23 protein-coding genes are annotated in these 23360 nt (G+C 67.8%); 12 read left to right on the top strand and 11 right to left on the bottom strand.

The genetic code is table 11. The features are described 5' to 3' along the window. Nucleotides 1–227: 227 nt before the first annotated feature. Nucleotides 228–587, bottom strand: a complete 360-nt coding sequence (locus tag E0H75_RS01240; protein WP_272948868.1) for an STAS domain-containing protein — start codon at nt 585–587, stop codon at nt 228–230. A 162-nt stretch (nt 588–749) separates the two neighbouring features. Here E0H75_RS01240 and E0H75_RS01245 point away from each other — a divergent pair, with 162 nt between their 5' ends. From E0H75_RS01245 to E0H75_RS42850, 10 genes are all read left to right on the top strand, one after another. After that, nucleotides 750–3059 carry a DEAD/DEAH box helicase gene (locus E0H75_RS01245; RefSeq protein WP_131511178.1) on the top strand — a complete coding sequence of 770 codons (2310 nt, stop codon included), beginning with the start codon at nt 750–752 and terminating at the stop codon, nt 3057–3059. A gap of 36 nt (nt 3060–3095) precedes the next feature. After that, on the top strand, nt 3096–3548 hold the full coding sequence (locus tag E0H75_RS01250; protein WP_131511179.1) for a hypothetical protein: 453 nt from the start codon (nt 3096–3098) through the stop codon (nt 3546–3548). 415 nt (nt 3549–3963) lie between these two features. Further along, nucleotides 3964–4734, top strand: coding sequence for an RICIN domain-containing protein (locus E0H75_RS01255; RefSeq protein ID WP_131511180.1), 771 nt, complete (start codon nt 3964–3966; stop codon nt 4732–4734). Between the two features lie 608 nt (nt 4735–5342). Beyond that, nucleotides 5343–6770 carry an extracellular solute-binding protein gene (locus tag E0H75_RS01260; protein ID WP_131511181.1) on the top strand — a complete coding sequence of 476 codons (1428 nt, stop codon included), beginning with the start codon at nt 5343–5345 and terminating at the stop codon, nt 6768–6770. Then, nucleotides 6770–7729 carry a carbohydrate ABC transporter permease gene (locus tag E0H75_RS01265; RefSeq protein ID WP_238162752.1) on the top strand — a complete coding sequence of 320 codons (960 nt, stop codon included), beginning with the start codon at nt 6770–6772 and terminating at the stop codon, nt 7727–7729. The genes E0H75_RS01260 and E0H75_RS01265 overlap by 1 nt, the downstream gene beginning before the upstream one ends. Continuing rightward, on the top strand, nt 7726–8547 hold the full coding sequence (locus E0H75_RS01270; RefSeq protein WP_131511182.1) for a carbohydrate ABC transporter permease: 822 nt from the start codon (nt 7726–7728) through the stop codon (nt 8545–8547). The genes E0H75_RS01265 and E0H75_RS01270 overlap by 4 nt, the downstream gene beginning before the upstream one ends. Beyond that, the gene (locus E0H75_RS01275; RefSeq protein ID WP_131511183.1) at nt 8547–9668 is read left to right on the top strand and encodes an ABC transporter ATP-binding protein; all 1122 of its coding nucleotides are present in this window, start codon (nt 8547–8549) and stop codon (nt 9666–9668) included. The genes E0H75_RS01270 and E0H75_RS01275 overlap by 1 nt, the downstream gene beginning before the upstream one ends. Next, complete coding sequence (locus tag E0H75_RS01280; RefSeq protein ID WP_131511184.1) at nt 9668–10912, top strand: CehA/McbA family metallohydrolase; 1245 nt, start codon at nt 9668–9670, stop codon at nt 10910–10912. The genes E0H75_RS01275 and E0H75_RS01280 overlap by 1 nt, the downstream gene beginning before the upstream one ends. Before the next feature lie 49 nt (nt 10913–10961). Further along, a complete protein-coding gene (locus tag E0H75_RS01285) occupies nt 10962–11360 on the top strand; it encodes a hypothetical protein (RefSeq protein WP_131511185.1) in 399 nt (132 codons plus the stop codon). Nucleotides 11361–11388: 28 nt separating this feature from the next. After that, nucleotides 11389–12162 (top strand): VOC family protein, encoded by a 774-nt coding sequence (locus tag E0H75_RS42850; RefSeq protein WP_165553368.1) that lies wholly within the window; start codon nt 11389–11391, stop codon nt 12160–12162. 61 nt (nt 12163–12223) lie between these two features. On the opposite strand, the gene E0H75_RS01295 is transcribed toward E0H75_RS42850, so the two are convergent. The 8 genes from E0H75_RS01295 to ssd form a co-directional block, all read right to left on the bottom strand. Beyond that, entirely contained in the window at nt 12224–12844 is a 621-nt protein-coding gene (locus tag E0H75_RS01295) for a response regulator transcription factor (protein WP_131511186.1), read from the bottom strand. A gap of 310 nt (nt 12845–13154) precedes the next feature. After that, nucleotides 13155–13583 (bottom strand): pilus assembly protein TadG-related protein, encoded by a 429-nt coding sequence (locus E0H75_RS44895; RefSeq protein WP_165553370.1) that lies wholly within the window; start codon nt 13581–13583, stop codon nt 13155–13157. Continuing rightward, nucleotides 13580–13942 (bottom strand): TadE family type IV pilus minor pilin, encoded by a 363-nt coding sequence (locus E0H75_RS01305; protein ID WP_131511187.1) that lies wholly within the window; start codon nt 13940–13942, stop codon nt 13580–13582. The genes E0H75_RS44895 and E0H75_RS01305 overlap by 4 nt, the downstream gene beginning before the upstream one ends. A gap of 84 nt (nt 13943–14026) precedes the next feature. After that, on the bottom strand, nt 14027–14239 hold the full coding sequence (locus tag E0H75_RS01310; protein ID WP_131361499.1) for a DUF4244 domain-containing protein: 213 nt from the start codon (nt 14237–14239) through the stop codon (nt 14027–14029). Between the two features lie 105 nt (nt 14240–14344). Continuing rightward, on the bottom strand, nt 14345–15076 hold the full coding sequence (locus E0H75_RS01315) for a type II secretion system F family protein (protein ID WP_238162753.1): 732 nt from the start codon (nt 15074–15076) through the stop codon (nt 14345–14347). Further along, nucleotides 15073–15858 (bottom strand): type II secretion system F family protein, encoded by a 786-nt coding sequence (locus E0H75_RS01320; RefSeq protein ID WP_131511188.1) that lies wholly within the window; start codon nt 15856–15858, stop codon nt 15073–15075. Before E0H75_RS01320 ends, E0H75_RS01315 begins: the two co-directional genes overlap by 4 nt. Further along, nucleotides 15855–17012, bottom strand: coding sequence for a TadA family conjugal transfer-associated ATPase (locus E0H75_RS01325; protein WP_131511189.1), 1158 nt, complete (start codon nt 17010–17012; stop codon nt 15855–15857). The genes E0H75_RS01320 and E0H75_RS01325 overlap by 4 nt, the downstream gene beginning before the upstream one ends. Further along, nucleotides 17009–18088 (bottom strand): septum site-determining protein Ssd, encoded by a 1080-nt coding sequence (gene ssd, locus E0H75_RS01330; RefSeq protein WP_131511190.1) that lies wholly within the window; start codon nt 18086–18088, stop codon nt 17009–17011. The genes E0H75_RS01325 and ssd overlap by 4 nt, the downstream gene beginning before the upstream one ends. Nucleotides 18089–18291: 203 nt before the next feature. Here ssd and E0H75_RS01335 point away from each other — a divergent pair, with 203 nt between their 5' ends. Further along, nucleotides 18292–20025 (top strand): glycosyl hydrolase family 18 protein, encoded by a 1734-nt coding sequence (locus E0H75_RS01335; protein WP_131511191.1) that lies wholly within the window; start codon nt 18292–18294, stop codon nt 20023–20025. Nucleotides 20026–20053: 28 nt separating this feature from the next. After that, the gene (locus E0H75_RS44525) at nt 20054–21595 is read left to right on the top strand and encodes a cellulose binding domain-containing protein (RefSeq protein ID WP_131511192.1); all 1542 of its coding nucleotides are present in this window, start codon (nt 20054–20056) and stop codon (nt 21593–21595) included. A 39-nt stretch (nt 21596–21634) separates the two neighbouring features. Here the strand turns inward: E0H75_RS44525 and E0H75_RS01345 are convergent, their stop codons facing one another. Both E0H75_RS01345 and E0H75_RS01350 read right to left on the bottom strand, forming a co-directional pair. After that, the gene (locus E0H75_RS01345; protein WP_238162754.1) at nt 21635–22390 is read right to left on the bottom strand and encodes an SGNH/GDSL hydrolase family protein; all 756 of its coding nucleotides are present in this window, start codon (nt 22388–22390) and stop codon (nt 21635–21637) included. Nucleotides 22391–22463: 73 nt separating this feature from the next. Then, on the bottom strand, nt 22464–23351 hold the full coding sequence (locus E0H75_RS01350; RefSeq protein WP_131511193.1) for a LysR family transcriptional regulator: 888 nt from the start codon (nt 23349–23351) through the stop codon (nt 22464–22466). Between the last annotated feature and the right edge of the window lie 9 nt (nt 23352–23360).

Below are 23360 nucleotides of genomic sequence, written 5' to 3' on the forward strand. Positions count from 1 at the left end.
CCGTCCTCCTTGTAGGCAACCCCTCAGGGCTTGACGGCCCCCGTCTGCCGCAACCGAAGGGTTGGGAAAATACGGCACAGCACCAAAGAGACTTGGCGCGGTGGGTCACTCTAACGGGTATCCGACCAGACCTGACGACAGGGTGGTCTACGCCATACCCGAGCGCGCGAGCTGGTACCTCACTCTTCGTGTTGAAGGGGACACGTTTTCACTTCGTCGTCACGTCGTCAGATCGCCGAGGCGACGTCCGGATGGATGTCGAACACCTTCGTCAGGCCGGTGATCCGGAAGATCTTCAGCAGCCGTTCCTGGGTACAGACCAGGGACAGGGATCCGTCGTGGGTGCGCACCCGTTTCAATCCACCGACGAGGACGCCGAGACCGGTGGAGTCCAGGAAGTCCACCCGTTCCAGGTCGACCACCAGGTGGTAGACGCCTTCGTCGACGAGCGCTGCGATCTTCTCGCGGAGCTTCGGTGCGGTGTAGACGTCGATCTCCCCCGCCACCTCGATGACGGTGCGCCCGCCCTCGGCGCGCGCGGTCAGCGACAGATCCACTTCGGCCTCCGATCCCGTGAACTGCTGCATTCAACCATGTACGGACCGTGAGAAGGACCGTTGCCGAAAACTCTTTCATCTCGTCGAACCGAAGTCGATCTTCCTCCCCAAAATGAGGCGTGCATCCGGCGCGTGCACACGCCCCGTGCACTCCCGCCGCGTGCTGTCCGTGGCCGGCACTACGCTCGCGGTATGCGCGGAGGTGGTGAGGCGGCGGCTGTGCTGAAGCGTCTGGCAGCAGGCCGGGACGACCGGCTCACGCATGTCGAGACCGTGCCGGCGCGACTGGGGCAAACGTCTGACTGGCCGCGCTGGGCGCCCGCCGAGGTTCTCGCGCAGCTCGCGGACGCCGGCATCACCGCGCCTTGGACTCATCAGGTCGCGACCGCCGAGGCGGCGTACTCGGGCCGGCATGTGGTGGTCGCGACCGGGACGGCGTCGGGCAAATCGCTCGGCTACCTGCTGCCTGCCTTTGCCACCTTGAGCATCGCCCAGGCCGCGTCACCGCATCGACGGGTGGCGTCTGTTCTCTACTTGTCCCCGACCAAGGCGTTGGCCCACGACCAGCTTCGCGCAGTGTCGTCGTACACGGTGCCCGGCCTGCGGCCGACAACGTTGGACGGCGACTCCGAGCGCAGTGAGCGCGACTGGGCTCGCGACCATGCGACGTACGTGCTGAGCAATCCGGACATGCTGCATCGCTCGGTCCTGCCGAACCATCAGCGCTGGGCCCGCTTCCTGGGCTGCCTGCAGTACGTCGTGGTGGACGAGTGCCATCACTATCGCGGTGTCTTCGGTGCGCATGTGGCCGGAGTACTGCGTCGGCTGCGACGGGTGTGCGCGCAGTACGGCGCTCATCCGATCTTCATCTGTGCATCGGCGACGGTGGCCGAGCCGGCAGTGTCCGGTGAGCGGCTGACCGGTCTGCCGATGGTGGAGGTGGTGGACGACGGATCGCCCCGCGGCGGCATCTCCTTCGGCCTGTGGGAGCCGCCGCTGACCGCGGTGCGCGGTGAGAACGGTGCACCGGTACGACGTTCCGCGACGGCCGAGGTGGCCGACATCCTGACCGATCTGGTCGTGTCCGGTGTGCGGACTGTTGCCTTCGTTCGGTCGAGGCGTGGAGCCGAGACAGTCGCGATGACAGCCCGCGAGAACCTTGCGGAGGTTCACCCCTCGCTGATGGACCAGGTGTCTGCGTACCGGGCGGGCTATCTGCCCGAGGAGCGGCGGCGGCTCGAAGGCATGTTGCAAAGTGGTGAGCTCACCGGCGTTGCCGCGACCAACGCTCTGGAGCTAGGCATCGACATCGCCGGACTGGACGCCGTACTGCTGTCCGGCTGGCCTGGCACGCGCGCATCGCTGTGGCAGCAGGCCGGACGGGCCGGCCGAGCCGGTGGGGATGCTCTGGCTCTGCTGGTGGCGCGTGACGACCCGCTGGACACCTATCTGGTCCGGCACCCGAACGCGATCTTCGGCCGACCGGTGGAAGCGACTGTCTTCAACCCGGAGAACCCGTATGTCCTCGGCCCACAGCTGTGCGCGGCCGCGCAGGAGTTGCCACTGACCGATGCGGACTACGACATCTTCGGCAGTACGACGCCAACCGTGATCCAGCAGTTGGTCCGCCAAGGGCTGTTGCGTGAGCGACCGCATGGATGGTTCTGGACGCGGCGGGAGCGCGCCGTGGACGCCATCGACATCCGGTCGGCCGGCGGCAAGACGGTGCAGATCGTCGAGGACCAGACCGGGCGGCTGCTCGGCACAGTCGACGGTGGTTCGGCGCACACGTCGGTCCACGAGGGTGCCGTCTATGTGCATGCGGGCGAGTCGTACCTGGTCCAGACGCTGGACCTCGAGAACCACGCCGCCGTGGTCGAGCCGGCCTCGCCGGACTACACCACCTTCGCCCGCGACGTGACCGAGATCAGCATCCTGGCGACCGAGGAGACCTGCACCTGGGGTACGGCGGAGCTGTCGCGCGGCTGGGTCCAGGTGACCAGCCAAGTCGTCTCGTACCAGCGCAAGTTGATCGCGACCGGCGACGTACTGGACGAACAGCCCCTCGAGCTGCCGGAGCGCACACTGCGGACCAAGGCCGTCTGGTGGACCATGCCCGACTCCGCGGTCGAGGCGCTCGGTCTGTACGACGTACCTGGAGCAGCCCATGCGGCCGAGCACGCGTCGATCGGACTGCTCCCACTGTTCGCCACCTGCGACCGCTGGGACATCGGCGGCGTCTCCACCGCGCGGCACGCCGACACCGGCTGCCTCACCGTCTTCGTGTACGACGGCCACCCGGGCGGCGCCGGATTCGCGGAACACGGCTACGCCGCGGCGCGCGAGTGGTTGACGGCGACACGTGAGGCGATTGCACACTGTGAGTGCATGGATGGCTGTCCGTCGTGCGTACAGTCGCCCAAATGTGGGAACCAGAACAACCCACTCGACAAGAGCGGCGCGGTGGCGCTGCTCACCGCACTACTCAGTAGTGAGGCCTGAAGAGCCAGCCCGGCGCTGGCGGAGAGGCAGCTTGCCATGGCCGTCCTCGGAATCGTCCTGATCGTCCTGGCCGTGCTGTTCGGTCTGGGTGTCTCGGTGACCTCGACCGCCTCCACCACGATGGAGGTGTTCGGCATCGACTTCGGCGTCTCGGTGCCGACCGTGTTCCTGATCGGCGCACTCACCGGGGTGGCGCTTGCCCTCGGGCTGTGGCTGACGAAGAAGGGACTTGCCCGCGGCTACCGGCGGCGCAAGGAGATGCGCGAACTCCGCGAACAGGCCGCGAGTACCGAACCGGCCGCGACCACCACGAGTGACACCGCGCCCGAGGTCACCGCGGCGCCTGAGCACACCGAGGCTGACAGCACCGAGCCTGATGGCACCGTGCCCGATCGCGCCGTGCCTGAGCGCGAGCCTGTCGCCGAGGAGCGGCTCGCCACCGAACGGCACGTCGCCGAGGATCCCACTGACACCAAGCAGCCCCACTGACCACTCTGTTGCCCATGGCATCAACTAACGCGTTGCGGCACCGGAGTTTCGCCGGCGTACGGTAATATCTCGATCGGCGCACAGCCTCCACTCAGCGGTGGCACGACGGCCCTGCGGCCGGATTTCGATGCCTTGCGCAACGACTTTGGCCTGGCAATTAGTTGCCATTGGCATCAAGTTTCGCGGCTTCGCCATAACCACCGCCGACCCACCTGTGCATTACTGGTTGTGGCGTCAACGTCGCGTTGAGTCACAGTCGGCCTTCCGGGCCACACCGCCTCCTCACGGGGGATCGACCCGCAGCTCGCCCTCCGCGCAAAAGGGTGTTTGTCGCGGTTCCCGGAACCGGACCGGCTCGCGCCACGGGGTCCCGACGACCTGACGCCGCGAGATGGCACGACCTCTGGAGGTTGTCTTGATCATCCGTAAGTTGTTGAGCCGTACCGGCGTGGCCGTGCTCGCGGCCAGCGTCGCACTGGCCACCGCGGTCCCGGCCCAGGCGGCGAACCCGTCGACGGGCGGATCGGCCGCGGCCCCGGGCGTCGAGGTCGGGGTGGCCAAACAGATCGCCACCCGCGCCGACACGCGGTACTGCCTCACCTTCGTCGCGGCCGCCAAGGTCCCGATGGCGGTCATGATGGCGTGTGCACCGGGCAAGGAGGGCAAGACCCAGGAGTGGATCTACACCGAGTCCGGCCAGTTGCAGGTCGCGATGAGCAAGAGCGTCGGTGGCGCCCTTGCCAAGACCGGCGCCTGCCTGGACAGCGGTGCGGACCTGGCCAGGGTGCCTGCCTCGGCACCACTGCTGGTGCTGCCCTGCCGTGACGGCGACGGACAGAAATGGACCTACGACGAGAGCGCCGGCACGTTCGTGAACACCGCCAGCGGTCTCGCCCTGACATCCCTGCTCGGCAAGGGGAAGGCCAAGCAGGCACAACCGACCGGCAGCATGTCCACGGCCGGCACACCGGTCCAGGGCTGGAGCGCGCTGCCGCTGCCGGGCCTGGACATCCTGGGTGCGGTGTTGGCACTCGTGAACGCGCTGCTGGCGTCCCTGGGCCTGGCCCTGCCGCTGCCGATCGCGAAGGCCGCGTCCAGCCTGCTCGAGCTGGTTCGGCCGGCGACGCCGATCCCGGCTCAGATGTCGGTGCTGCCGAAGCAGATGATGCAGCTGGCACAGCGCTGATCCACAAGGAGGATCCTCAGCCAGACAGAGGACAACCGGCCCCGACGATGTCGGGGCCGGTTGTTTTCTCACTCCTTCGTGATCGACGCCATTCGGTTGTTCGGTCGTGCAGTGTCTGGTGAACCTCGTCGGTCGTGGGGTCCGGTGCTCGGGGAGTGACCTCGGGTTGCCCCGCTGCTTGCGCGTCAGCGGGAGCCCAGCGTCGTCGTCACCGTCGACCCACCTCCTCGGTGGCCGTCACCAGCCGGCCGGCGTCACCACCAGCAGTGGTGATGGCACCAGTGGTGGCAATGACTGAGCAGGTCGTCCAGAAGGCAAGAAAGCAGCCCCATGTCTTTCACCTCCGATCCGCTGAACCGATCGGCAAGACCGTACCGCTCGCTGTCACGTTCTGTATCTAGTCCACTACTGGTTGCCACACAACCTTGAGCATCCTTTAACCCTTCTGCAACGCTTCCCGCCCGAACCCGACTTGACAGTTCGCAACTGGTTGCCTATAGCACCTGTCAACCGTTCTCCTCCGGGTTGGGTAAAAGTCTTCACAAAGTCGCCGTCGAGTGCCAATGTTTGACCGGCACTCCGCAGTACCGATCTCGCTAGGAGCTTTGATGCGATCTCTCCCGCGGTTCTCCGCGCCCGCCCTCCTCGGCGTCGCCGCAACCCTGCTGCTGACCGGCTGCCTCGGCTCGTCCGGATCCGACAGCGGTGACCAGGACACGAACCGCAACGCCGATGCCAAGAAGGTCGAGCTCACGATCGGGTCGAACTCGATCAAGGGCGGCAAGAGCAGCGCCGGGGCCACGTTCATCGAGGACGTGCTGATCCCGAAGTTCGTCGCCGAGCAGAAGGGCAAGGGCGTCGACGTCACCGTCAAGTTCCAGGGTGACGGCTCCGACGACGAGGTCTACAAGCAGAAGCTGTCGCTCGACCTGTCGAACAAGTCCGGTCCGGACCTGTTCCAGATCGACGGCATCTGGGTCGGCGAGTTCGCCCAGGCCGGCTACATCAAGCCGCTCACCGACACCGTCGGCGAGGCGAGCAAGGTGGACGACTGGGACGGCTGGAAGCAGATCCCCGAGGCCGTGCAGCAGCTCGGCAGCTACAACGGCAAGCGGTACGGCGTCCCCGGCGGGACCGACGGCCGGGTGCTGTTCTTCAACAAGAAACTGTTCCAGCAGGCCGGGCTGCCGGCCGACTGGCAGCCGAAGTCCTGGGACGACGTGATCACCGCCGGCCAGGCGCTGAAGAAGCTGTCCGGCGTCACGCCGATCCAGATCAACGGCGGTACTGCGATGGGCGAGGCGACCACCATGCAGGGCGTACTGCCGCTGCTGGTCGGCGCCGGCACCACCGTCAACACCGACGGCAAGTGGCTCGGCGACACCCCGCAGCTGCGTCAGGTGCTGGACTTCTACCACCAGATCTACAGCACGGGTCTCGGCGACCCGGTGCTGCAGCGCGAGGCCAAGGGCCGGGACAAGTCGTTCGCCGAGTTCGCCGCGAACAAGGTCGGCATCCTGCTGGAGAGCGACTACTTCTGGCGCAGCGTGGTGGAGCCCAAGGAGGGCGTGGCCAAGATGGCCGACCGCGACTCCGCCGTCGGCTACGCGCTGATCCCGGCGAGCAAGCCGGGCGGCGGCGTCAAGGGTCAGGACTTCGTCTCCATGTCGGGTGGCGGCGCGACCGCGATCAACCCGAACACCAAGTTCCCGCAGCAGGCCTGGGAGCTCATGCAGTTCTGGAACTCCGCCGAGATGGTGAAGGCATCGCTCGACGGCGCCGCCAAGATCACCCAGCGCAGTGACGTCAACGCCGAGGTGCTGGCCGGCGACCCGATGCTGAACTTCGTCGCCACCAAGGTGCTGCCGATCACGCAGTTCCGTCCGGGCCTGGCGGAGTACCCGAAGATCTCGGCCGCTTTGCAGCAGGCGACCGCGGATGTGATCGGCGGGAAGAGCACCGACGCGGCCGCGGCGGCGTACCAGAAGGCGGTCGAGACGGCGGCCGGCAGCAAGGACAAGGTCACCAGTAACTGATGACGACGGCTTCCCCACCTGCACCGGCAGACCCGGTCCAGGGACGTGGTCCGGCCGATGGGGGCGGCCGGGCCGGTGCGCGGGGACCGGCACGCGATGTCGCAGGGCTCGGCGTCGGCCGGGCCCTCGGCTTCGTCGCGCCCGCCCTGCTGCTGATCGGCGCGTTCCTGGTCTTCCCGGCGATCTGGACCATCTACATCGGCCTGACGAACTACCGGCTGACCGGTGTCGAGGCGGTCTCGCCGTCGATGGTCGGGCTGTCCAACTACACCAAGGCGCTCAACGACGCCCTTTTCCACAACGCGTTGTGGCTGACGCTGCTGTTCGTCCTCGGCTCCGCGATCATCGGCCAGAACATCCTCGGCTTCACCCTCGCCTGGGTGATGCGGCGAACCCGTCCGGCGGTCCGGCGTACCGTCGAGGCGTTCGTGCTGCTGGCGTGGATCCTGCCGTCGACGGTGGTCGCGTACCTGTGGGTCGCGTTCTTCGACCGCGACGGCGGCACGCTCAACAACATCCTCGGTACGCCGGGGACCGCGTGGCTGATCGACTACCCGATGGCCTGCCTGGTGTTCTTCAACACCTGGCGCGGTACGGCGTTCTCGATGATGCTTTACTCGTCCGCGCTGCAGGCCGTGCCGCCGTCACAACTGGAGTCGGCCCGGATGGTCGGCGCATCGGGCTGGCAGACGCTGCGGGACGTGGTGTTCCCGCACATCCGCGGGCACGTGCTGACGAACACGCTGCTGATCTCGCTGTGGACGGCGAACGACTTCTCGCCGTTCCTGCTCACCAAGGGCGGGCCGAACCACGAGTCCGAGACGGTGCCGGTATACATCTACAACGTGGCGCTGCAGGGCGGTGAGCTGGGCTACTCCTCGGCCATCTCGTTCCTGCTGCTGATCGCGAACCTGCTGGTCTCGCTGATCTACCTGCGGCTGCTTCGGAGGCGCTCGTGAGTGCGGGTTTTGTGGTACGCCGGATCGGCTTCTACGTCCTCATCTGCGCGATCACGCTGTTCTTCGCCGTACCGATGCTGTGGATCGCGTCGGCGCCGTTCGACAAGAACCCCGGCCTCGGGGTGCACTGGCCGGACTGGACGCTGGAGAACGTCCGCAAGACGCTCGAGCATCCGTACGCGATGCACTCGATGGTCAACTCACTGCTGATCTGCGTGACCACCGCGGTCGCCGTCACGGCGTTCGCCGCGCTGGCGTCGTACGCCTTGTCGCGGGTCCGTATGCCGGGCCGCGACGCCTTGCTGTACGGGTTGTTGCTGCTGTCCTCGGTCGTCACCGGGACGGCGGCGATGGTGCCGATCTTCGTGATGATGTTCCAGCTCGGGCTGATCGACTCCCGGTTCGGGGTCGCGCTGGTGATGACCGGCGGTCTGTTGCCGGCGGCAATCTTCATCCTGAAGGACTTCGTCGACGCGGTGCCGAAGTCGTACGAGGAGTCGGCCCGGGTCTTCGGCGCGTCCACCGGCCAGATCCTGCGCGACGTCGTACTCCCGGTGGCGCGGCCCGGACTGGCCACCATCATGGTCTGGGCGTTCGTGAACTCCTGGGGCAACTTCCTGGTGCCCTTCCTGCTCATCCGGTCGATCGAGAAGCAACCCGGTGCGGTGCTGATGCAGACCCTCACCGACGAAGGCGGCAGCGTGAACCTGCAGGTGCTGCCGGTCTTCTCGCTGCTGTTCTCGATCCCGGTCGTCGTGCTGTACCTGCTGGTGAACTCGCGCTACGGGTTCCGCTTCCACGGAGGGATCAAGAGCTGATGGCGGGCATCGACATCGAAGGCCTGGCAACCGTCTACCCCAACGGCGTACGCGCCGTCGACGGGCTGGACCTGCACGTGGCCGACGGCGAGTTCTTCGCCCTGCTCGGTCCGTCCGGGTGCGGCAAGACCACGCTGCTGCGCACGATCGCCGGTCTGGAGTCCGCGACCGAGGGCAAGGTCCGGATCGACGCGGCCGACGTGACCCGGACCGAACCGGGCAAGCGCGGGGTCGCGATGGTGTTCCAGGACTACGCCCTGTTCCCGCACATGAGTGTGTCGGAGAACATCACCTATCCGCTCAAGGTACGACGGGTCTCGGCCGCGACTCGTGCGGAGACGGCGGAGCGAACTGCGGGCGAGCTGTCGCTGGACGGACTGCTGGAACGCAAGCCGGCACAGCTGTCCGGTGGGCAGCAGCAGCGTGTCGCGCTGGCGCGCGCGATCGCGTCCCGGGGCAAGGTCCTGCTGCTGGACGAGCCGTTGTCCAATCTGGACGCCCGGCTGCGTCTGGAGGCTCGGACGTTCCTGAAGAAGCTGCAGCGCGACCTTGGCATCACCACGGTCTTCGTCACCCACGACCAGGCGGAGGCTCTGGCGCTGGCTGATCGGATCGCGGTGATGGAGTCCGGCAAACTCCGCCAGTTGGGTAGCCCGCGCGAGGTCTTCGCCCGACCGGCGAACACGTTCGTCGCGAACTTCATCGGCTCGACGCCGATGAACCTCCTGCCCGGCACTGTCTCGTCGACCTCGGGGTCGGACACCTATGTCGATGAGGTCGGGGTGGTCTCGGTGGCCGGCGGATCGTTGTCTGCGGCCACTTTCTCGGCGCCCGCCGGTGCTGAGGTGACGGTCGGCGTACGGCCGGAGTACCTGACACTTGCCAGCGGCGACGTCAGCGGGCCGTCGCTGCGTGGCCAGGTCGTGGTGGCGGAGAACCTCGGCACCCAGTCGCTGGTCAGCGTCGACTGTGACGGCACTCTGATCGGTGTCACCGTGCCCGAGGAGAACGAGCCGGAGCCCGGTACGACGGTGGTCCTCACGGCACCGGCATCGCGGGTACTGCTGTACGACCGGGAGTCCGGTGAGCTGCTCGCCCGTCAACCGGCCACGGTTGCCTGATGGCGGTCACGACGTACCGCCGTACCTGGACTCTCGACGATCGGGCGGAGTCGGTCTGGCATTCGCTGCCGGTCGACATCCCGGCGGACTGTCCTGGTCTGCTGGTCACGCTCACGATCCCGCCGGTCGAGGGTGCGGTCATCGACATCGGTTGCGAGGGGGCCGGCGGATGGCGCGGGTGGTCCGGCGGTGCGCGTCAGACCTTTGCGATCACGCCGGACGCGGCGACACCTGGGTACGTTGCCGGTGAGCTCGAGCCGGGGACTTGGTGGGTCGTTCTCGGTTTGCATCGGGTGCCGGTCCAGGGTGTCGAGCTTGTTGTCGAGGCCGTGACTGGTCCGGTGTCGTCGGTGCCTGGTCTGACGGAGTACGCCGACGCCACCGCGGCAATCGCCGTACCGGCTCGACCTCCGCGTCGGACGCTGCCGGCGTCTGCTGGGTTGAAGTGGATCGCTGGCGACTTCCATGCGCATTCCCTGCACTCGGACGGGTCCACTCCGATCGCGAACCTCGCTGCTCTGGGTGTCGCGGCTGGGCTGGATGTGTTGGCGGTGACCGATCACAACACGGTCGCTCATCATCTCGAGCTGCCTGGGCTGAGCGATCGGTTCGGCATCGGACTGATTCCTGGGCAGGAGGTGACGACCGACACCGGTCATGCGAACGCCTTCGGTGAGATCGGTGCGATCGACTTCCGACAGCCGGCCGCGACGTGGGTGACCGAGGTTGCCCGGCGTGGTGGGTTGCTGTCGATCAACCACCCGCTCGGCGGCGACTGCTCGTGGCGTCACCCGCTCCCGGAGCACCCACGGCTCGCCGAGGTCTGGCACTCCTCGTGGCTCGACCACCACTGGGGTGGACCGATCGCCTGGTGGCAGGCATGGGGCCTCGACACCATCCCCATCGGCGGCAGCGACTGGCACAACCCGACGTCCCTCACCCCACCCGGCACCCCCACCACCTGGCTAGCCGTAGACGCCTCCGCCGAAACCCCCGCCGAACTCCGCGACGCCACCCTAGAAGCCCTCTCCGCGGGCCGCACCGCCATCTCCACGTCCTACACGGCCCCCGTCTTGGTCCACGCCGACGACGAACTGATCGCCCTGGACGCCCCCAACACCCTCGTCATCACCCCCGACGGCACCCGCCACCCCATCGCCACCTCCCACCACCGCCTCCCCGCCACCGCCGGCCCCCACATCCTCATAACCCACACCGGCCAATTCCTCTCCACCTGCACTTGACCCACCCGGCCTGCGGTGCGGCGAGCTGGGGAAGAGGCAGACTGACCTGATGGTGACTGGTGGGCATCAGGTGATCGTGGTGGACGCGGCGAACGTGGTGGGCTCGCGTCCTGACGGGTGGTGGCGTGATCGGCCGGGTGCCGCGCGGCGGCTGCTGCGTCAGCTCACCGCCCTCCAGGAACGCCTCGAAGACACCGAGATCGTCGTCATCCTGGAAGGCGCCGCGCGCTCTGCCACCTCCGGCCCCGACGCGCCCGACACCGCCGCCCTCCGCATCGTCCTCGCGCCCGGCTCCGGCGACGACACCATCGTCACCACCACCGCCGCGATCACCAACGGCCACGTCACCGTGGTCACCGCCGACCGAGGCCTCCGCGAACGCCTCGAACCCACCGGCGCCACCATCACCGGCCCCCGCTGGCTCCTGGACCAACTCGAGCAGTCCTGACCTACCGCTCCCCGGGGAGGGATCACCCATGACGAACCCCGTGACCATCGAGCTCCAGAACGTCGTCTTCGCCTGTCCCGGCAACACGGAAGAGTCCTACGAACGCGGCGCCCGCCCACTCGCCGAGTTCTACGCGAACCTCCTGGGTATGCGGATCATCCGCGAGGACTGGTTCCTGATCGCCCACGAGGATGACCCGGACGGTCTCCGCCTAGGGTTCGGCGACGGGCCGATCGACTACCGGCCGCCCCGCTGGCCGGACCCGGACTACCCACAACAGATGCACCTCGACATCACCGTCGACGACCTCGACGCCGCCGAGCAACGCGTCGTACAACTCGGTGCCTCCAAACTCCAGCACAAAGACACCTTCCGCACGTACGCCGACCCCGCCAGCCACCCGTTCTGCCTCTACCCCAACACCGAAACACCGACCAGCGGGAGCGCTCAGATCGCGCGCGTGGTGATCGACTGCTTCAGTCCGCGGGCGCTCGCCGGGTTCTACGCCGACCTCCTCGACATGCCGAACCGCGAGCTGGACACCCCCGATCGAGTCGTCATCACCCGAACCGACGGACGCCTACCGGCCCTCGCGTTCCAGTACGCCCAGTTCCCCGCACCCCGCTGGCCCGACCCCGCGTACCCACAACAGGTCCACCTGGACCTCCGCGTCCCCGCCGTCGACGAACCCAGCCTGCAATCGGCCCGCGCGCTCGCCGACAACCTCGGCGCCATCGAGCTCAAACCCGGCCCACACCACCACGTGTACGCCGACCCTGCAGCCCACCCCTTCTGCCTCTAACCCACCGGCCGGCGGGAACACCCTCGCCCGGTCCGCACCACCCGACCTCCCGGGCCGAGCGTTAGTCGAGGAGCCAGCCGTTGCGGTCGGCTATGTGGATGGCGTCGGAGCGGGTGCGGGCGCCGGTCTTGCCGATGGCGGACCAGAGGCGGGTGCGGACGACGCGTTCGGAGACCTCGAGCTTGCGTGCCATCAGCGCGATTGAGCCGCCGTCGCGGGCAGTCCGCAACGTGTCGGTCTCATCGTCGCTCAGCGGGGTCTCGGAGTACATGAGCGTCTCGGCCGCCAGGTTGGCGTCGACCACGCGGAGGCCGAGGTGCACGCGTCGTACCGCGTCGGCCAACTGCGGCGCCGGACTCCCCTTCAGAGCGAACCCCTTGGCGCCCGCGTCGAGACCACGCCGGAGATGGATCGGACGGCCGTACGTCGTGAGCATGACGACGCGACACTCCGGGATCGACGTCCGCAGTCTGGTGGTGACGGTGATGCTGTCGTGGCCCGGTCCGGCGGCGTCGAGTAGGGCGACGTTCGCGCGGTGACGTTTCGCGGCGCCCACGACGTCGTCCGATCTGTTGAGCTCGGCAACGATCTCAAGATCGCGCTCGCGCTCCAGACCGTTTCTGAGCACGCCTCGGCTGAGGATCTGGTCGTCGACCAGCAACAGCCGGATGCGGTCGGGCAAACGGGCCTCCGGGGTAACCGTCCGGGCGCCAGGGAAGTGCGTCCGGGAGGATGGGCAGGTCTTCGGTCCAGATCATGGAGTCCGCTCCCACGCCTCGTCCACATCAACGCGGCATCTCTACCAGATTGCGACCAGATCGCGACCGCTTCAGAACCCTGCACGCGTGCGACGCCTCGAAGGCTGCTGGGTCAGTCGACTCGGGTCAGGGCTACTTGCCTGGACAGGGTCCAGGAGATGCCGTCGTCGGTGCGTCCGTGGGTGGCGGACTGGGTGCGATCGGTGAGGGTTGCGGGGTTGAGGCGACCGGGGTTCACAGTGGGCCGGCTCGGGAGGTGGTGGTGAGGGTGGGGTGGGCGAAGGCTGGGACGTGGAGTTGGAGGGTGACGGTGATGGTGACCGTGGTGTCAGTGGGGTGGCAGGACGTGAGGCGGACTTTGTGGAGGGTGGCTATTCGGTCGGCGATCTCACATGGGGTATCAACTGCTGGATGTGGCGGTGTGCCGGAGTCGCCGGTCGGTGGGGTGGCTGCAGATTGCGTGGTGGCGAGGAGGGCTTGAGCGGCGCTCAGGGCGGTTAGGTCGGCTGCGGCTGAGAGCTTGTGGCGGGCTGTGGAGACTGACGACCAGAGGGTTGCGACGGTCAGGGCTGTGAGGAGGAGCAGAACCGCCAGGAGGGACAGGACGGTGGCGGAGCCTCGCTGGTTGGGTGACACGAGGTGACGGCGGGCGCGGTTTGTCATGGGGTGGCTGCTTCGGATTGGAGGGTGGCTTCGGCTGCTAGGTCGGTGGGAAGCAGGTGGGTTAGGAGTGGGGGTTTGTGGTTTGGGGCGGCGGTGACTGTTACGTGGATGTCTTTGCCGGTGCGGGTGATGGTGATCGTGGCGCCGGGGGCGGTGCGGCGGCCGATCGCCTGCGCTTGGTCGAAGGAGTCGCCTCGGGCGGCCGAGCGGGCGGTGTCTCGGGCTGCGTCGATGCATTGGATGTTGAGGATGACGAGGCCGATGGCCCAGATGCCCAGGAGGAGCAGGGTCAGGAGGACCGGTAGAGCGATCGCCAGTTCGGCGGTGATCGCGCCGCGTTGTGTTCTGCGAGAAGGCATCCAGGTACTCCTTCGATGGGTGGCGGTGGCCGGTCGCGGTGAAGGGGTGACCGCGACCGGCCACCGGATGGTCGGCCCTTCAGGTCAGAGCTGGACGCCCTCGACGCCGGCGAGCTTGAGCGCGTAGTTGATGAGGGCCTTGAGGGCGTTCATCATCACGTCGGACTTCAGCAGCGCGACGAGGATGCCGCCGAACCCGCAGGCCGCGACGACACTGACCGCGTACTCGGCGGTTGCGGCGCCGCGTTCGGAGCGGGTGCGAAGACGGTGGCGAACGGCCACCAGTGCCTTGGACATGTGATACCTCCCGGGTCTGCGATTCGGCTCGTCCGGATCGCTCACTGAGAACATGCAGTCGTCGAATGCCCTTTTTTCACAGGAGTTTCAGGCTGTGGATGACGGCTATGGCTGAAGCAGGTACGGGATCAAGGCGTCGGCGATCGTGGGGACGATCGACAGCAGAATGAAGGCGGGCAGGAAGCAGAGTCCGAGCGGGAGCGCGGAGCGTGACTCGGCGGCGCGTGCTCGTTGGTCTGCGGCGTGCTGATGGGACTGACGGGTGTCGTCGGCTAGATGTTCGAGGGTCTTCGAGAGGGGTGCGCCGGAGCGGATGGAGCGGTCGATGGCTCGGGCGACTGGGGCACAGGCTGGTTCGGTGCGTAGGTGTGCCCAGGCGTCGGCTGGGTCCGCGCCTAGGGCGAGGTGGTGCGCCACTTTGGTGAAGAGCTCGGCGAGAGGTCCGCGGACTGCGGTGGCGACGACACCGAGCGCCTGTTGAGGTGGGCGGCCGCCGCGGAGGCAGGCGGCTAGCAGGTCGACGGCTAGCGGTAGGTCGCGGCCGATCTGGGCTGCTCGTTGTTTGGATTCGGCTGGTTCGAGGCGGGACAAGGCACGGGGTACGCCGTAGTACACGAGCGCTGCGAGTAGCACGCCCCAGGGGAGGCCGATCAGGACGATGGCTCCGATCGCGGCGACGATGGCAGCTAGTCGGTGGGTACATGGGGTTGGGGCGCGGGTACGTCGGGAGCGCGGGGTCAGGCGGCGGAGATTCGAGCGGGATGGGATCAGGAGATATACCGCGAAGGCGCTCGCAAGTGCAGCTACCGCGGGCCCCGAGGACATGGCGGGGGTCATGTTGGGACCTTTGCCAGATGGGTGGTCCAGTTGAGGCCGAGGGTGGTGAGCGCTAGGCCGGCCGCTAGGCAGACCCAGCCGGCGGGGGTGGCGGTGAGGAAAGTCAGGGGTCTGGCTCCGAGTGAGTAGCCCAGGGCGATTCCGAACACGGGGAGTGCGGCCAGGATGCGGGCGGTTGAGTGGGCGCCCGCGAGGCTGGCTGCGGTTTGCCGGTGGATGGTCTCGTCTGCGCGTAGGGAGTCCGACAGTCGTTCGGTGAGTGAGGCGAAGGCGGCGCCGGATTCCTCGGCCACGCGCCAAGCTGCGGCGAGGGCGCGGAGGCCGCCGGCGCCTGGGGCTTCGGCGGCTAGCTCGAGTGCGCCGGGGACGTCGCCGCCGAGCCGGGCTGCGGCGTGGGCGATCTGGAAGTCGGGGCTGATGGTTGTGGCGCCTTCGAGCGCGTCGATGGGTGGGCGGCCTGCGGTCAGTTCGGCGGCCAGTACGTCGAGTGCCTCGATGATCTGGGCACGTCGGGCAGCTGTGGCCAGGCGACGTTGGTGTTGTGCGCGTTGTACGACGATCAGTGCGGCTATTACGCCGATGGCTATCACCGATACGAGGATCTGTGCTCCGAAGAGGAGTGCGATGGTGACGGCGATGGGACCGGCCAGCCAGCGGCGGGTGAGGGAATCGGAGCGGCTGGGGATTCGCGCGGTCAGGCGATGCAGGCCGCGGCCTCGGATGGGCAGGACGAGGACGACAACGAAGAACGCCAGGAGACCGGCGACGAAGGCGGGATTCATGCGGCACCGGCTAGGAGGTTGGTGAAGTGGTGGGCTGGGGGGAGGACGTTGATGGTGCCGGTGGGGTGGAACTCGACGGCTGGGCGGGTGACGACGTGGCCGTTGGGGAGGCGGTCGAAGGTTCGGATCTCGGCGATGCGGCGTACCCCGTCCGTTGCTCGGGTCAGGTGGATGACGGCATGCAGAGCGGAGGCGACCTGGCTGTGTACGGCGTCCCGGGTGAGGCCGGCCAGGGCACCGAGAGCCTCCAAACGCGCGGGGACGTCGGATGCCGAGTTGGCGTGGATGGTGCCGCATCCGCCTTCGTGGCCGGTGTTCAAAGCAGTCAGCAGATCGACCACTTCGGAGCCTCGGACCTCTCCAACGACCAAACGGTCGGGCCGCATTCGCAGTGCCTGACGCACCAGGTCGCGCAGCGAGATCTCGCCACTGCCCTCGACGTTCGGTGGGCGAGCCTCCAAACGAACGACATGCGGATGATCCGGACGCAGTTCGCTCGCGTCCTCGACCAGCACCAGGCGTTCGGACGGATTCACCAACGACAACAGGGAATTGAGCAGTGTCGTCTTCCCTGTCCCAGTGCCGCCGCTGATGAGGAACGCCACCCGCGCTGCGAGCAGATCGCGCAGGATCGCCGTACCGGCTGGAGGTACGGCGCCCGCGGTGACCAGGTCGTCGAGGGTGAAGACGTGGCGGGCCGGGACGCGGAGCGAGAGGCACGTGCCTGGCGCTGCAACCGGGGAGAGCACAGCGTGGAAGCGGGTGCCGTCAGCGAGGCGCACATCGACGTACGGCGTGGCGTCGTCGAGTCGGCGTCCTGCGGCAGCCGCCAGGCGGGTCGCGAGGCGGCGTACAGCGGGCTCGTCACCGGTGCGCACCAGGACTCGCTCGAGACCCGAACCGCGATCGATGTACACCTCATCGGGGCCGTTCACGAGGATGTCAGTGATGCCTGGCTCGGACAGCAGAGTGTCGAGTGGACCGGCTCCCAACGCGTCGCGGCGGAGCGCCTCGACGACGGCGAGGACCATGGAATCGCCGCAAACCCTGCCGTCCGCGCGGAGAGCGGCCGCCACCTGGGAGGGAGTCGGCTCCGCACCGGTGATCGCCAGACTGCCGCGGACCCGGTCGAGAACCTCTCGGGACACGTTCATGCCGCGGCCGCTTCGGGGAGACCGAAGAGGTCGAGTAGCGCGGCGGCCGCGCGGGCCAGCGGACCTCGAGGCCGAGGATCGAAGCGACCCTGGTCCATGGCAGCCCCGAGATCGCGCTCCCGCCTGAGATCTGTTGCCAATGGCAAGGACAGATGTGAGGCGACGTCAGTGGCGGAGAGACCATTCACCTGGGATTCGCGAGTGACGACGCGAAGGTCACCGGCGACGACACGCAGCGGACCCACCAGACGCTTGGCCGCCGCCACCGACCGGACGTCACGCGGCACGACCAGCAGCGTGGCGGCGGCGCGGATGAAGCCCTCCTCGACCGCCGGATCCGCACGTCGCGGCAGATCGACAACGACCAGATCACTACTGCGTTGGGCGGCGCCCAGCACCGAACTCATCGTCTCCGGCGGCAGCACCGTCACATCGGACTGATCCCAGGACAGCACCGCGAGCCCGTCGACCGTCGGCAAGGCAGAACGCAGGGCAGCCGCGCTGATCCGACCCGAGGCGTTGAGCAACTTCGGCCAGCGGTCACCGTCGTCACGCTCGATGCCCAGCGCGAGCTCGATCCCGCCACCGAGCGGATCGCCGTCGATCAACATCGTGCGGAACCCACGCCGATTCCCGAACACCGCGACCGCCGACGCCAGCGTGGTCGCCCCCGCCCCGCCACACCCGCCGACGAACGCGAGCGTGAGCGCCGTCCGCACGCCACCGTCCAGGGTGTCCGCAAGCTTGCCGGCCAGTGCCGGTTCGTCGGCCGGTAGTCGAAACACGGCATCCGCACCGATCTCGAAGGCGCACCGGAACAACTCGTCGCCGTCCAGCGCCGAACCCACGACAACAACACCCTGCCGATGATCCGGCTGCTTGTGAGCCAGCAACTCGGCCAGGTCGCGCCCGACGACGACCAGCGCGCAGGACTGCCAGCTGCGCCGCAGGCCGTGCAGGTCGTGCTCGACCAGCGGCGTGATCGACGCGGCCGCCGCCAGCCGGAGCAGGTCGTCGAGCAGCATCTCGTTGGTAGTTGCCATGAGCACCGATGTGGGAACCGAAGGTGTGTCCATGCCTAGAACATGCCGTTCCCGGACCCGCTCCGGACAACGAACCGGATCCCTGTGGACAAAGGCTTGTCGGCTTCCCGCCACGAGCGGGAATCCGCCACGACGAGGCGGCGACCAACGCGTCGCGACCGGTTACCGTTCCTTTCGAAGCGTCTTTAACTAAATTTCACCGGACCGCTTCCGTCCCAGCTCCGGAGGACCCGCCCATGAGTCGATTACGCTTGCTCGCCGCCACGGCCACTGTCGCCGCCACCGCTCTGATCGCTGCCGCCGGCGTCTCCTTGGCGAGCGCCGAAACACCTCACACCGCAGCCGCTCCGCTTGCCGCAGCCACCAGCGGCGGCGTCAAGACGGCGTACTTCACCCAGTGGGGTATCTACGCCAACGCGTTCTACCCGAAGAACCTCATCACCACCGGCGTGGCCGGCAAGCTGGACTTCCTGAACTACGCGTTCGCCAACGTCCACCCGACCGACCACACCTGCTTCATGGCCAACAAGGCTGCCTCGCAGGACGAGAACAACCCGAACGCCGGCGACGGCGCCGGGGACGCGTTCGCCGACTATGTCAAGTCGTACGGCGCGGACATCAGCGTCGACGGCGTCGGCGACGTCTGGAACCAGCCGATCCAGGGCAACTTCAACCAGTTGAAGAAGCTCAAGACGCAATTCCCCAACCTGAAGGTCCTGATCTCCATCGGCGGCTGGACATACTCGAAGTACTTCTCCGACGCCGCCTCCACCGACGCCAAGCGCAAGGCGTTCGTGAGCTCCTGCGTGAACATGTTCCTGAAAGGCGACCTCCCGGTGATCGACGGCTTCGGCGGTCCCGGTACGGCGGCCGGCATCTTCGACGGCATCGACATCGACTGGGAGTACCCAGGCTCGCCGAACGGCCACGTCGGCAACCACTTCAGTGCCGCGGACAAGCAGAACTTCACCCAGCTGCTGGCCGAACTGCGCGCGCAGCTCAATGCCTACGGCAACCAGACCGGCAAGCGCTACTACCTGACCGCCGCCACACCGGCCGGGCAGGACAAGATCGCCACGATCGAGACGAACAAGATCGGGCAGTACCTCGACTACAACAACGTGATGTCGTACGACATGCACGGCGGCTGGGAGGCCACCGGGCCGACGAACTTCCAGGACCCGCTCTACCAGGCGCCGGACGATCCGAGCAACCCGATCCCACCGGGCTCGAGCAAGTACTCCGTGGACGGCGCCGTCAAGGCGTGGACGACCGGCGATCCGGCGTACGGCATCCCCGGTGGGTTCCCGGCGAACAAGCTGACGATCGGATACCCCTTCTACTACAGGGGATGGAAGGGTGTTCCGGGCACAGCCAACGGCAAGTACCAGACGGCCACCGCACCGGCCGACGGACACGCGCTGAGCGGCAACGTGCCCGGCGTCTCGTTCTACAAGGAGCTCAACGGCTTCGTCGACGACCCCTCGGCCACGTACTTCGACGACGCCACCAAGTCATCGTGGTTCTACCGCAACGGCACCTTCTGGACCGGCGACAACGCCCAGTCGATCAAGGCCAAGGCGGACTACCAGCACTGCAACGGTCTGGCCGGCGCGATGATGTACTCCCTCGAGGCCCTGGACCCGAACGTCACGCTCTTCAACAACGTGGTCAACGCGGTCAACGCCGACACCCCCGGCTGCAGCGGACCGCCCACGACGCCGCCCACGACACCGCCAACCACGCCGCCAACCACGCCCCCGACGACACCGCCCACCACCCCACCGACCACGCCTCCCGCCACACCGCCGACGACGCCTCCCACGGCAACCCCGTGGGCGCCGAACACGACGTACGCGACCGGTGCACTGGTGTCCTACAACGGCGTCACCTACAAGTGCATCCAGGGCCACACCTCCCTGACCGGCTGGGAGCCGCCGAACGTCCCCGCACTCTGGGGCCGGGTCTGATCACGTACCGCCCACTGATCGGAGCATCATGAAACGCATCACTCTGGCGATAGCAGCCATCACCGCAGTGGTCATCGCACTGCTGACAGCACAGGCGGCGAACGCCGCAGGAGTCACCGCAGCCTTCACCAAGGTGTCCGACTGGGGCAGCGGGTTCGAAGGCAAGGTGACCGTCACCAACGGCACCACCAGTTCACTGAGCACCTGGTCGGTCGCACTCGACTTCCCGTCCGGCTACACGATCTCGAGCTCGTGGGACGCGACCAGGAGCAGCAGCGGCCAGACGCACACGTTCACCCCGCCCAGCTGGGCCGGACCGCTCGCCCCGGGCGCAACGGTCACGTTCGGCTTCAACGGCAGCCCGGGCAACTTCCCCGGTCTGGCCGCTTGCCGGCTGAACGGCGGCTCCTGCACTGGCGGCGGTGGCGGCACCGCCCCGGGGGCACCGACCGGCCTCTCCGGTACGGCGTCCTCCTCGTCGGTGAGCCTGACGTGGTCGGCGCCCAGCGGTGCAACCAGCTACAGCGTCTACCGCAACGGCACGAAGGTCGGCAGCCCGACCAGTACGTCGTACACGGACTCCGGTCTGGCGGCCAACACGACGTACAGCTATCAAGTCAGCGCTTCCAACAGCGCAGGTGAGGGTCCGAAGAGTACGACGATCTCCGTGAAGACCTCCACCGGTGGCGGCAACACCGGCACCCGCCGGGCGGCGCCGTACCTGTACATGGGCTGGGGTGACCCGCCCAACCCGGCGACGGTGATGAACGCCGCCGGCATCACGTGGTTCACGATGGCCTTCATCCTCTCGTCCGGCGGCTGCAACCCGGCCTGGGACGGCAACCGGCCGCTGCAGGGCGGCGCCGACGCCAACGCGATCGCGCAGATCCGTGCGGCCGGTGGCGACATCGTGCCGTCGATCGGCGGCTGGAGCGGCAACAAGCTCGGCCCGAACTGCAGCACCCCGGAGGCGCTGGCCGGCGCGTACCAGCAGGTGATCAGCGCCTACAACCTGAAGGCGATCGACATCGACATCGAGAACTCCGACGAGTTCGAGAACGAGGCCGTCCAGGACCGGATCCTGACCGCGCTGAAGATCGTCAAGCAGAACAACCCCGGCATCCAGACGATCCTGACCTTCGGCACCTCGACCACCGGCCCGAACTACTACGGCAACCGGCTGATCGAGCGGTCCGCGGCGCTCGGCGCGAACATCGACATCTTCACGCTGATGCCGTTCGACTTCGGCAGCGCCAACATCTACAACGACACGGTGGCCGCGTCCCAGGGCCTGAACAACAAGCTGAAGGCGACCTTCGGCTGGAGTACCGCGGACGCCTACGCCCACCAGGGCATCTCCGGTATGAACGGTCTGTCCGACCAGCAGGAGATGACCACCACCGCGACCTGGCAGAACATCACCAACTGGGCCAAGAGCAACGGGCTCGGCCGGCTGGCGTTCTGGTCGGTGAACCGTGACCGCGGCTGCGCCGGTGGCGGCGTGGTCTCGAACTGCAGCGGCATCGCACAGCCCGACTGGGAGTTCACCCGGATCACCGCGGGCTTCTGATCGGTACGGCGGCGTGCGGGGAATCACCCCGTACGCCGCTCAGCCGGACTTGAGCGCCTTGACGATGAGGGCGTTGCGGATGTTCTGGCCGCGCGGGACCGAGGGGTGCAGGCCGTCGCGCAGGTACAACTGCAGGCGCTCGGGCTTGGCGGCCAGATACTCGGCCCACTGGATGATGCGGAGGTTGTCGTGCCGGCGCTGCGCCTCGGCCAGCTGCAGGTTGATCCAGGCGCTGTTGCGCTGGTCGGCGACCTGGACGGCCGGACCGTACAGAGTGCGCGCGGCCTGGATGTTCACCCAGAAGACCGTGCGGTCCTCGCCGACGATCTGCATCGTCCGCTCGATCTGCGCGGCCACCGCGGGCGGCGTGAAGATGTCGTTGGAGCCGACCGACATCAGGATGCGGTGCGGCAGGCCGTAGTCCTGGGCCCAGGTGTTCAGTGCATCGACGGCCGGGGTGACCGGACGACCGGCCCAGTTGTTGGCCGCGATGTCGATGCCGACCAGGGTCAGCTGCTTCGCCAGCGACCGAGCGTCCTGGAGGGCGATGCTGTCGCCGAACATGAAGACGCCGTCGGTCTCCTGCGCCGTCCGGATCTGTGCCTCGGTGGAGATCGCGTGCGCCTGGCGCTCCCAGGTGCCCAGCACTCCAGAGCCGTAGACACCGGCCGCGCTGGCCTCGGCGCTCGTGGCAGTCGCCGTCGCGGCCGACGCGACAGTCGACGCCGCGGCCGCCGTACCGGCCGCGAACAGTAGCCGCCGGCTCGGCCTGAACGAACTGAGACGCTTCCTCACGGAGAAAACTGTGCGGGGGAAAGCCCTCTCTCTGCAAGTCGACACCGCAGAAATGGGATAGACGCTACGAAAGTCAGGTGGACGTCGCCGGCCGGGAACGGACGAACGTACGGAACCGCTCGGCGGCCGGCGTGAGCTGTGTCCGCAGCCGCCACGCCATCCCGATCTCCCGTCGAGCCTGGACACCGGCCAGTGGCACCGATACGGCACCGCTCTCGCTGCCACGGACCGCACCGGCCGGCATGACGGCCACTCCGAGGCCCGCACCGACCAGACCGTCGATGGTGGCCAGGTCGGTCGCCTCGAAGGCCAGCTGCGGCGTGAACCCGGCCGCCCGGCACAGCTCCTCGCTGATCCGCCGGAAGCCGAACCCCGGTCGCAGCCCGATGAACGGCTCGTCGGCCGCCGCCGCCAGCTCCACCCGGCGCCGCGACGCGAACGGGTGTCCGGGCGGGACCTGCAGGCACAGCCGCTGCTGCTCCATCAGGTGCCAGCCGAACACCTCCGGGTCCGGCCGTGGCGCGATGATGCCGATCTCGGCCTCACCGCTGACGAGGTCCTGCACGATGTCGTGGGACGGCTCCTGCCGCAGCGCGAACCGGACGCTCGGCGCCACCTCACGAAACGCCTTCAGCAGGTCCGGCACCAGGCTGGTCGCGACCGAGTGCAGGAACCCGAGGCGGACCATTCCGGACTCCGGATCGATCAGTGCGTCGATCCGCCGCCGGGCCGAGTCGACCGCCGCCGTACCGGCCTGGGCTGCCTCGAGGACGAGCCGGCCGTACGGATTCAGCCGTACGCCGCGATGCTCGCGCTCGAACAGCTGGACCCCGAACGCACTCTCGACCCGGCGCAACGACCGGGACAGATTCGGCTGGCTGGTGCCCAGCGCCGCGGCCGCCTCGGTCAGGTGCTCGGTCTCCGCGAGTACGGCGAACCACCGCAGGTCCTCGATGTTCATACCAAAAGC

Origin of the sequence: Kribbella capetownensis (assembly GCF_004331485.1) — a bacterium.
Classification (GTDB): domain Bacteria; phylum Actinomycetota; class Actinomycetes; order Propionibacteriales; family Kribbellaceae; genus Kribbella; species Kribbella capetownensis.

Excerpts from the sequence above, each read along its gene's own strand:
- E0H75_RS44525 (WP_131511192.1), top strand. The coding sequence starts at position 20,054 with ATGAAACGCATCACTCTGGCGATAGCAGCCATCACCGCAGTGGTCATC.
- E0H75_RS01285 (WP_131511185.1), top strand. The coding sequence starts at position 10,962 with ATGGTGACTGGTGGGCATCAGGTGATCGTGGTGGACGCGGCGAACGTG.
- E0H75_RS01260 (WP_131511181.1), top strand. The coding sequence starts at position 5,343 with ATGCGATCTCTCCCGCGGTTCTCCGCGCCCGCCCTCCTCGGCGTCGCC.
- E0H75_RS01265 (WP_238162752.1), top strand. The coding sequence starts at position 6,770 with ATGACGACGGCTTCCCCACCTGCACCGGCAGACCCGGTCCAGGGACGT.
- E0H75_RS01245 (WP_131511178.1), top strand. The coding sequence starts at position 750 with ATGCGCGGAGGTGGTGAGGCGGCGGCTGTGCTGAAGCGTCTGGCAGCA.
- E0H75_RS01240 (WP_272948868.1), bottom strand. The coding sequence starts at position 587 with ATGCAGCAGTTCACGGGATCGGAGGCCGAAGTGGATCTGTCGCTGACC.
- E0H75_RS01320 (WP_131511188.1), bottom strand. The coding sequence starts at position 15,858 with ATGAATCCCGCCTTCGTCGCCGGTCTCCTGGCGTTCTTCGTTGTCGTC.
- E0H75_RS01315 (WP_238162753.1), bottom strand. The coding sequence starts at position 15,076 with ATGACCCCCGCCATGTCCTCGGGGCCCGCGGTAGCTGCACTTGCGAGC.
- E0H75_RS01350 (WP_131511193.1), bottom strand. The coding sequence starts at position 23,351 with ATGAACATCGAGGACCTGCGGTGGTTCGCCGTACTCGCGGAGACCGAG.
- E0H75_RS01250 (WP_131511179.1), top strand. The coding sequence starts at position 3,096 with ATGGCCGTCCTCGGAATCGTCCTGATCGTCCTGGCCGTGCTGTTCGGT.
- ssd (WP_131511190.1), bottom strand. The coding sequence starts at position 18,088 with ATGGACACACCTTCGGTTCCCACATCGGTGCTCATGGCAACTACCAAC.
- E0H75_RS44895 (WP_165553370.1), bottom strand. The coding sequence starts at position 13,583 with ATGACAAACCGCGCCCGCCGTCACCTCGTGTCACCCAACCAGCGAGGC.
- E0H75_RS42850 (WP_165553368.1), top strand. The coding sequence starts at position 11,389 with ATGACGAACCCCGTGACCATCGAGCTCCAGAACGTCGTCTTCGCCTGT.
- E0H75_RS01310 (WP_131361499.1), bottom strand. The coding sequence starts at position 14,239 with ATGTCCAAGGCACTGGTGGCCGTTCGCCACCGTCTTCGCACCCGCTCC.
- E0H75_RS01325 (WP_131511189.1), bottom strand. The coding sequence starts at position 17,012 with ATGAACGTGTCCCGAGAGGTTCTCGACCGGGTCCGCGGCAGTCTGGCG.
- E0H75_RS01275 (WP_131511183.1), top strand. The coding sequence starts at position 8,547 with ATGGCGGGCATCGACATCGAAGGCCTGGCAACCGTCTACCCCAACGGC.
- E0H75_RS01335 (WP_131511191.1), top strand. The coding sequence starts at position 18,292 with ATGAGTCGATTACGCTTGCTCGCCGCCACGGCCACTGTCGCCGCCACC.
- E0H75_RS01305 (WP_131511187.1), bottom strand. The coding sequence starts at position 13,942 with ATGCCTTCTCGCAGAACACAACGCGGCGCGATCACCGCCGAACTGGCG.
- E0H75_RS01280 (WP_131511184.1), top strand. The coding sequence starts at position 9,668 with ATGGCGGTCACGACGTACCGCCGTACCTGGACTCTCGACGATCGGGCG.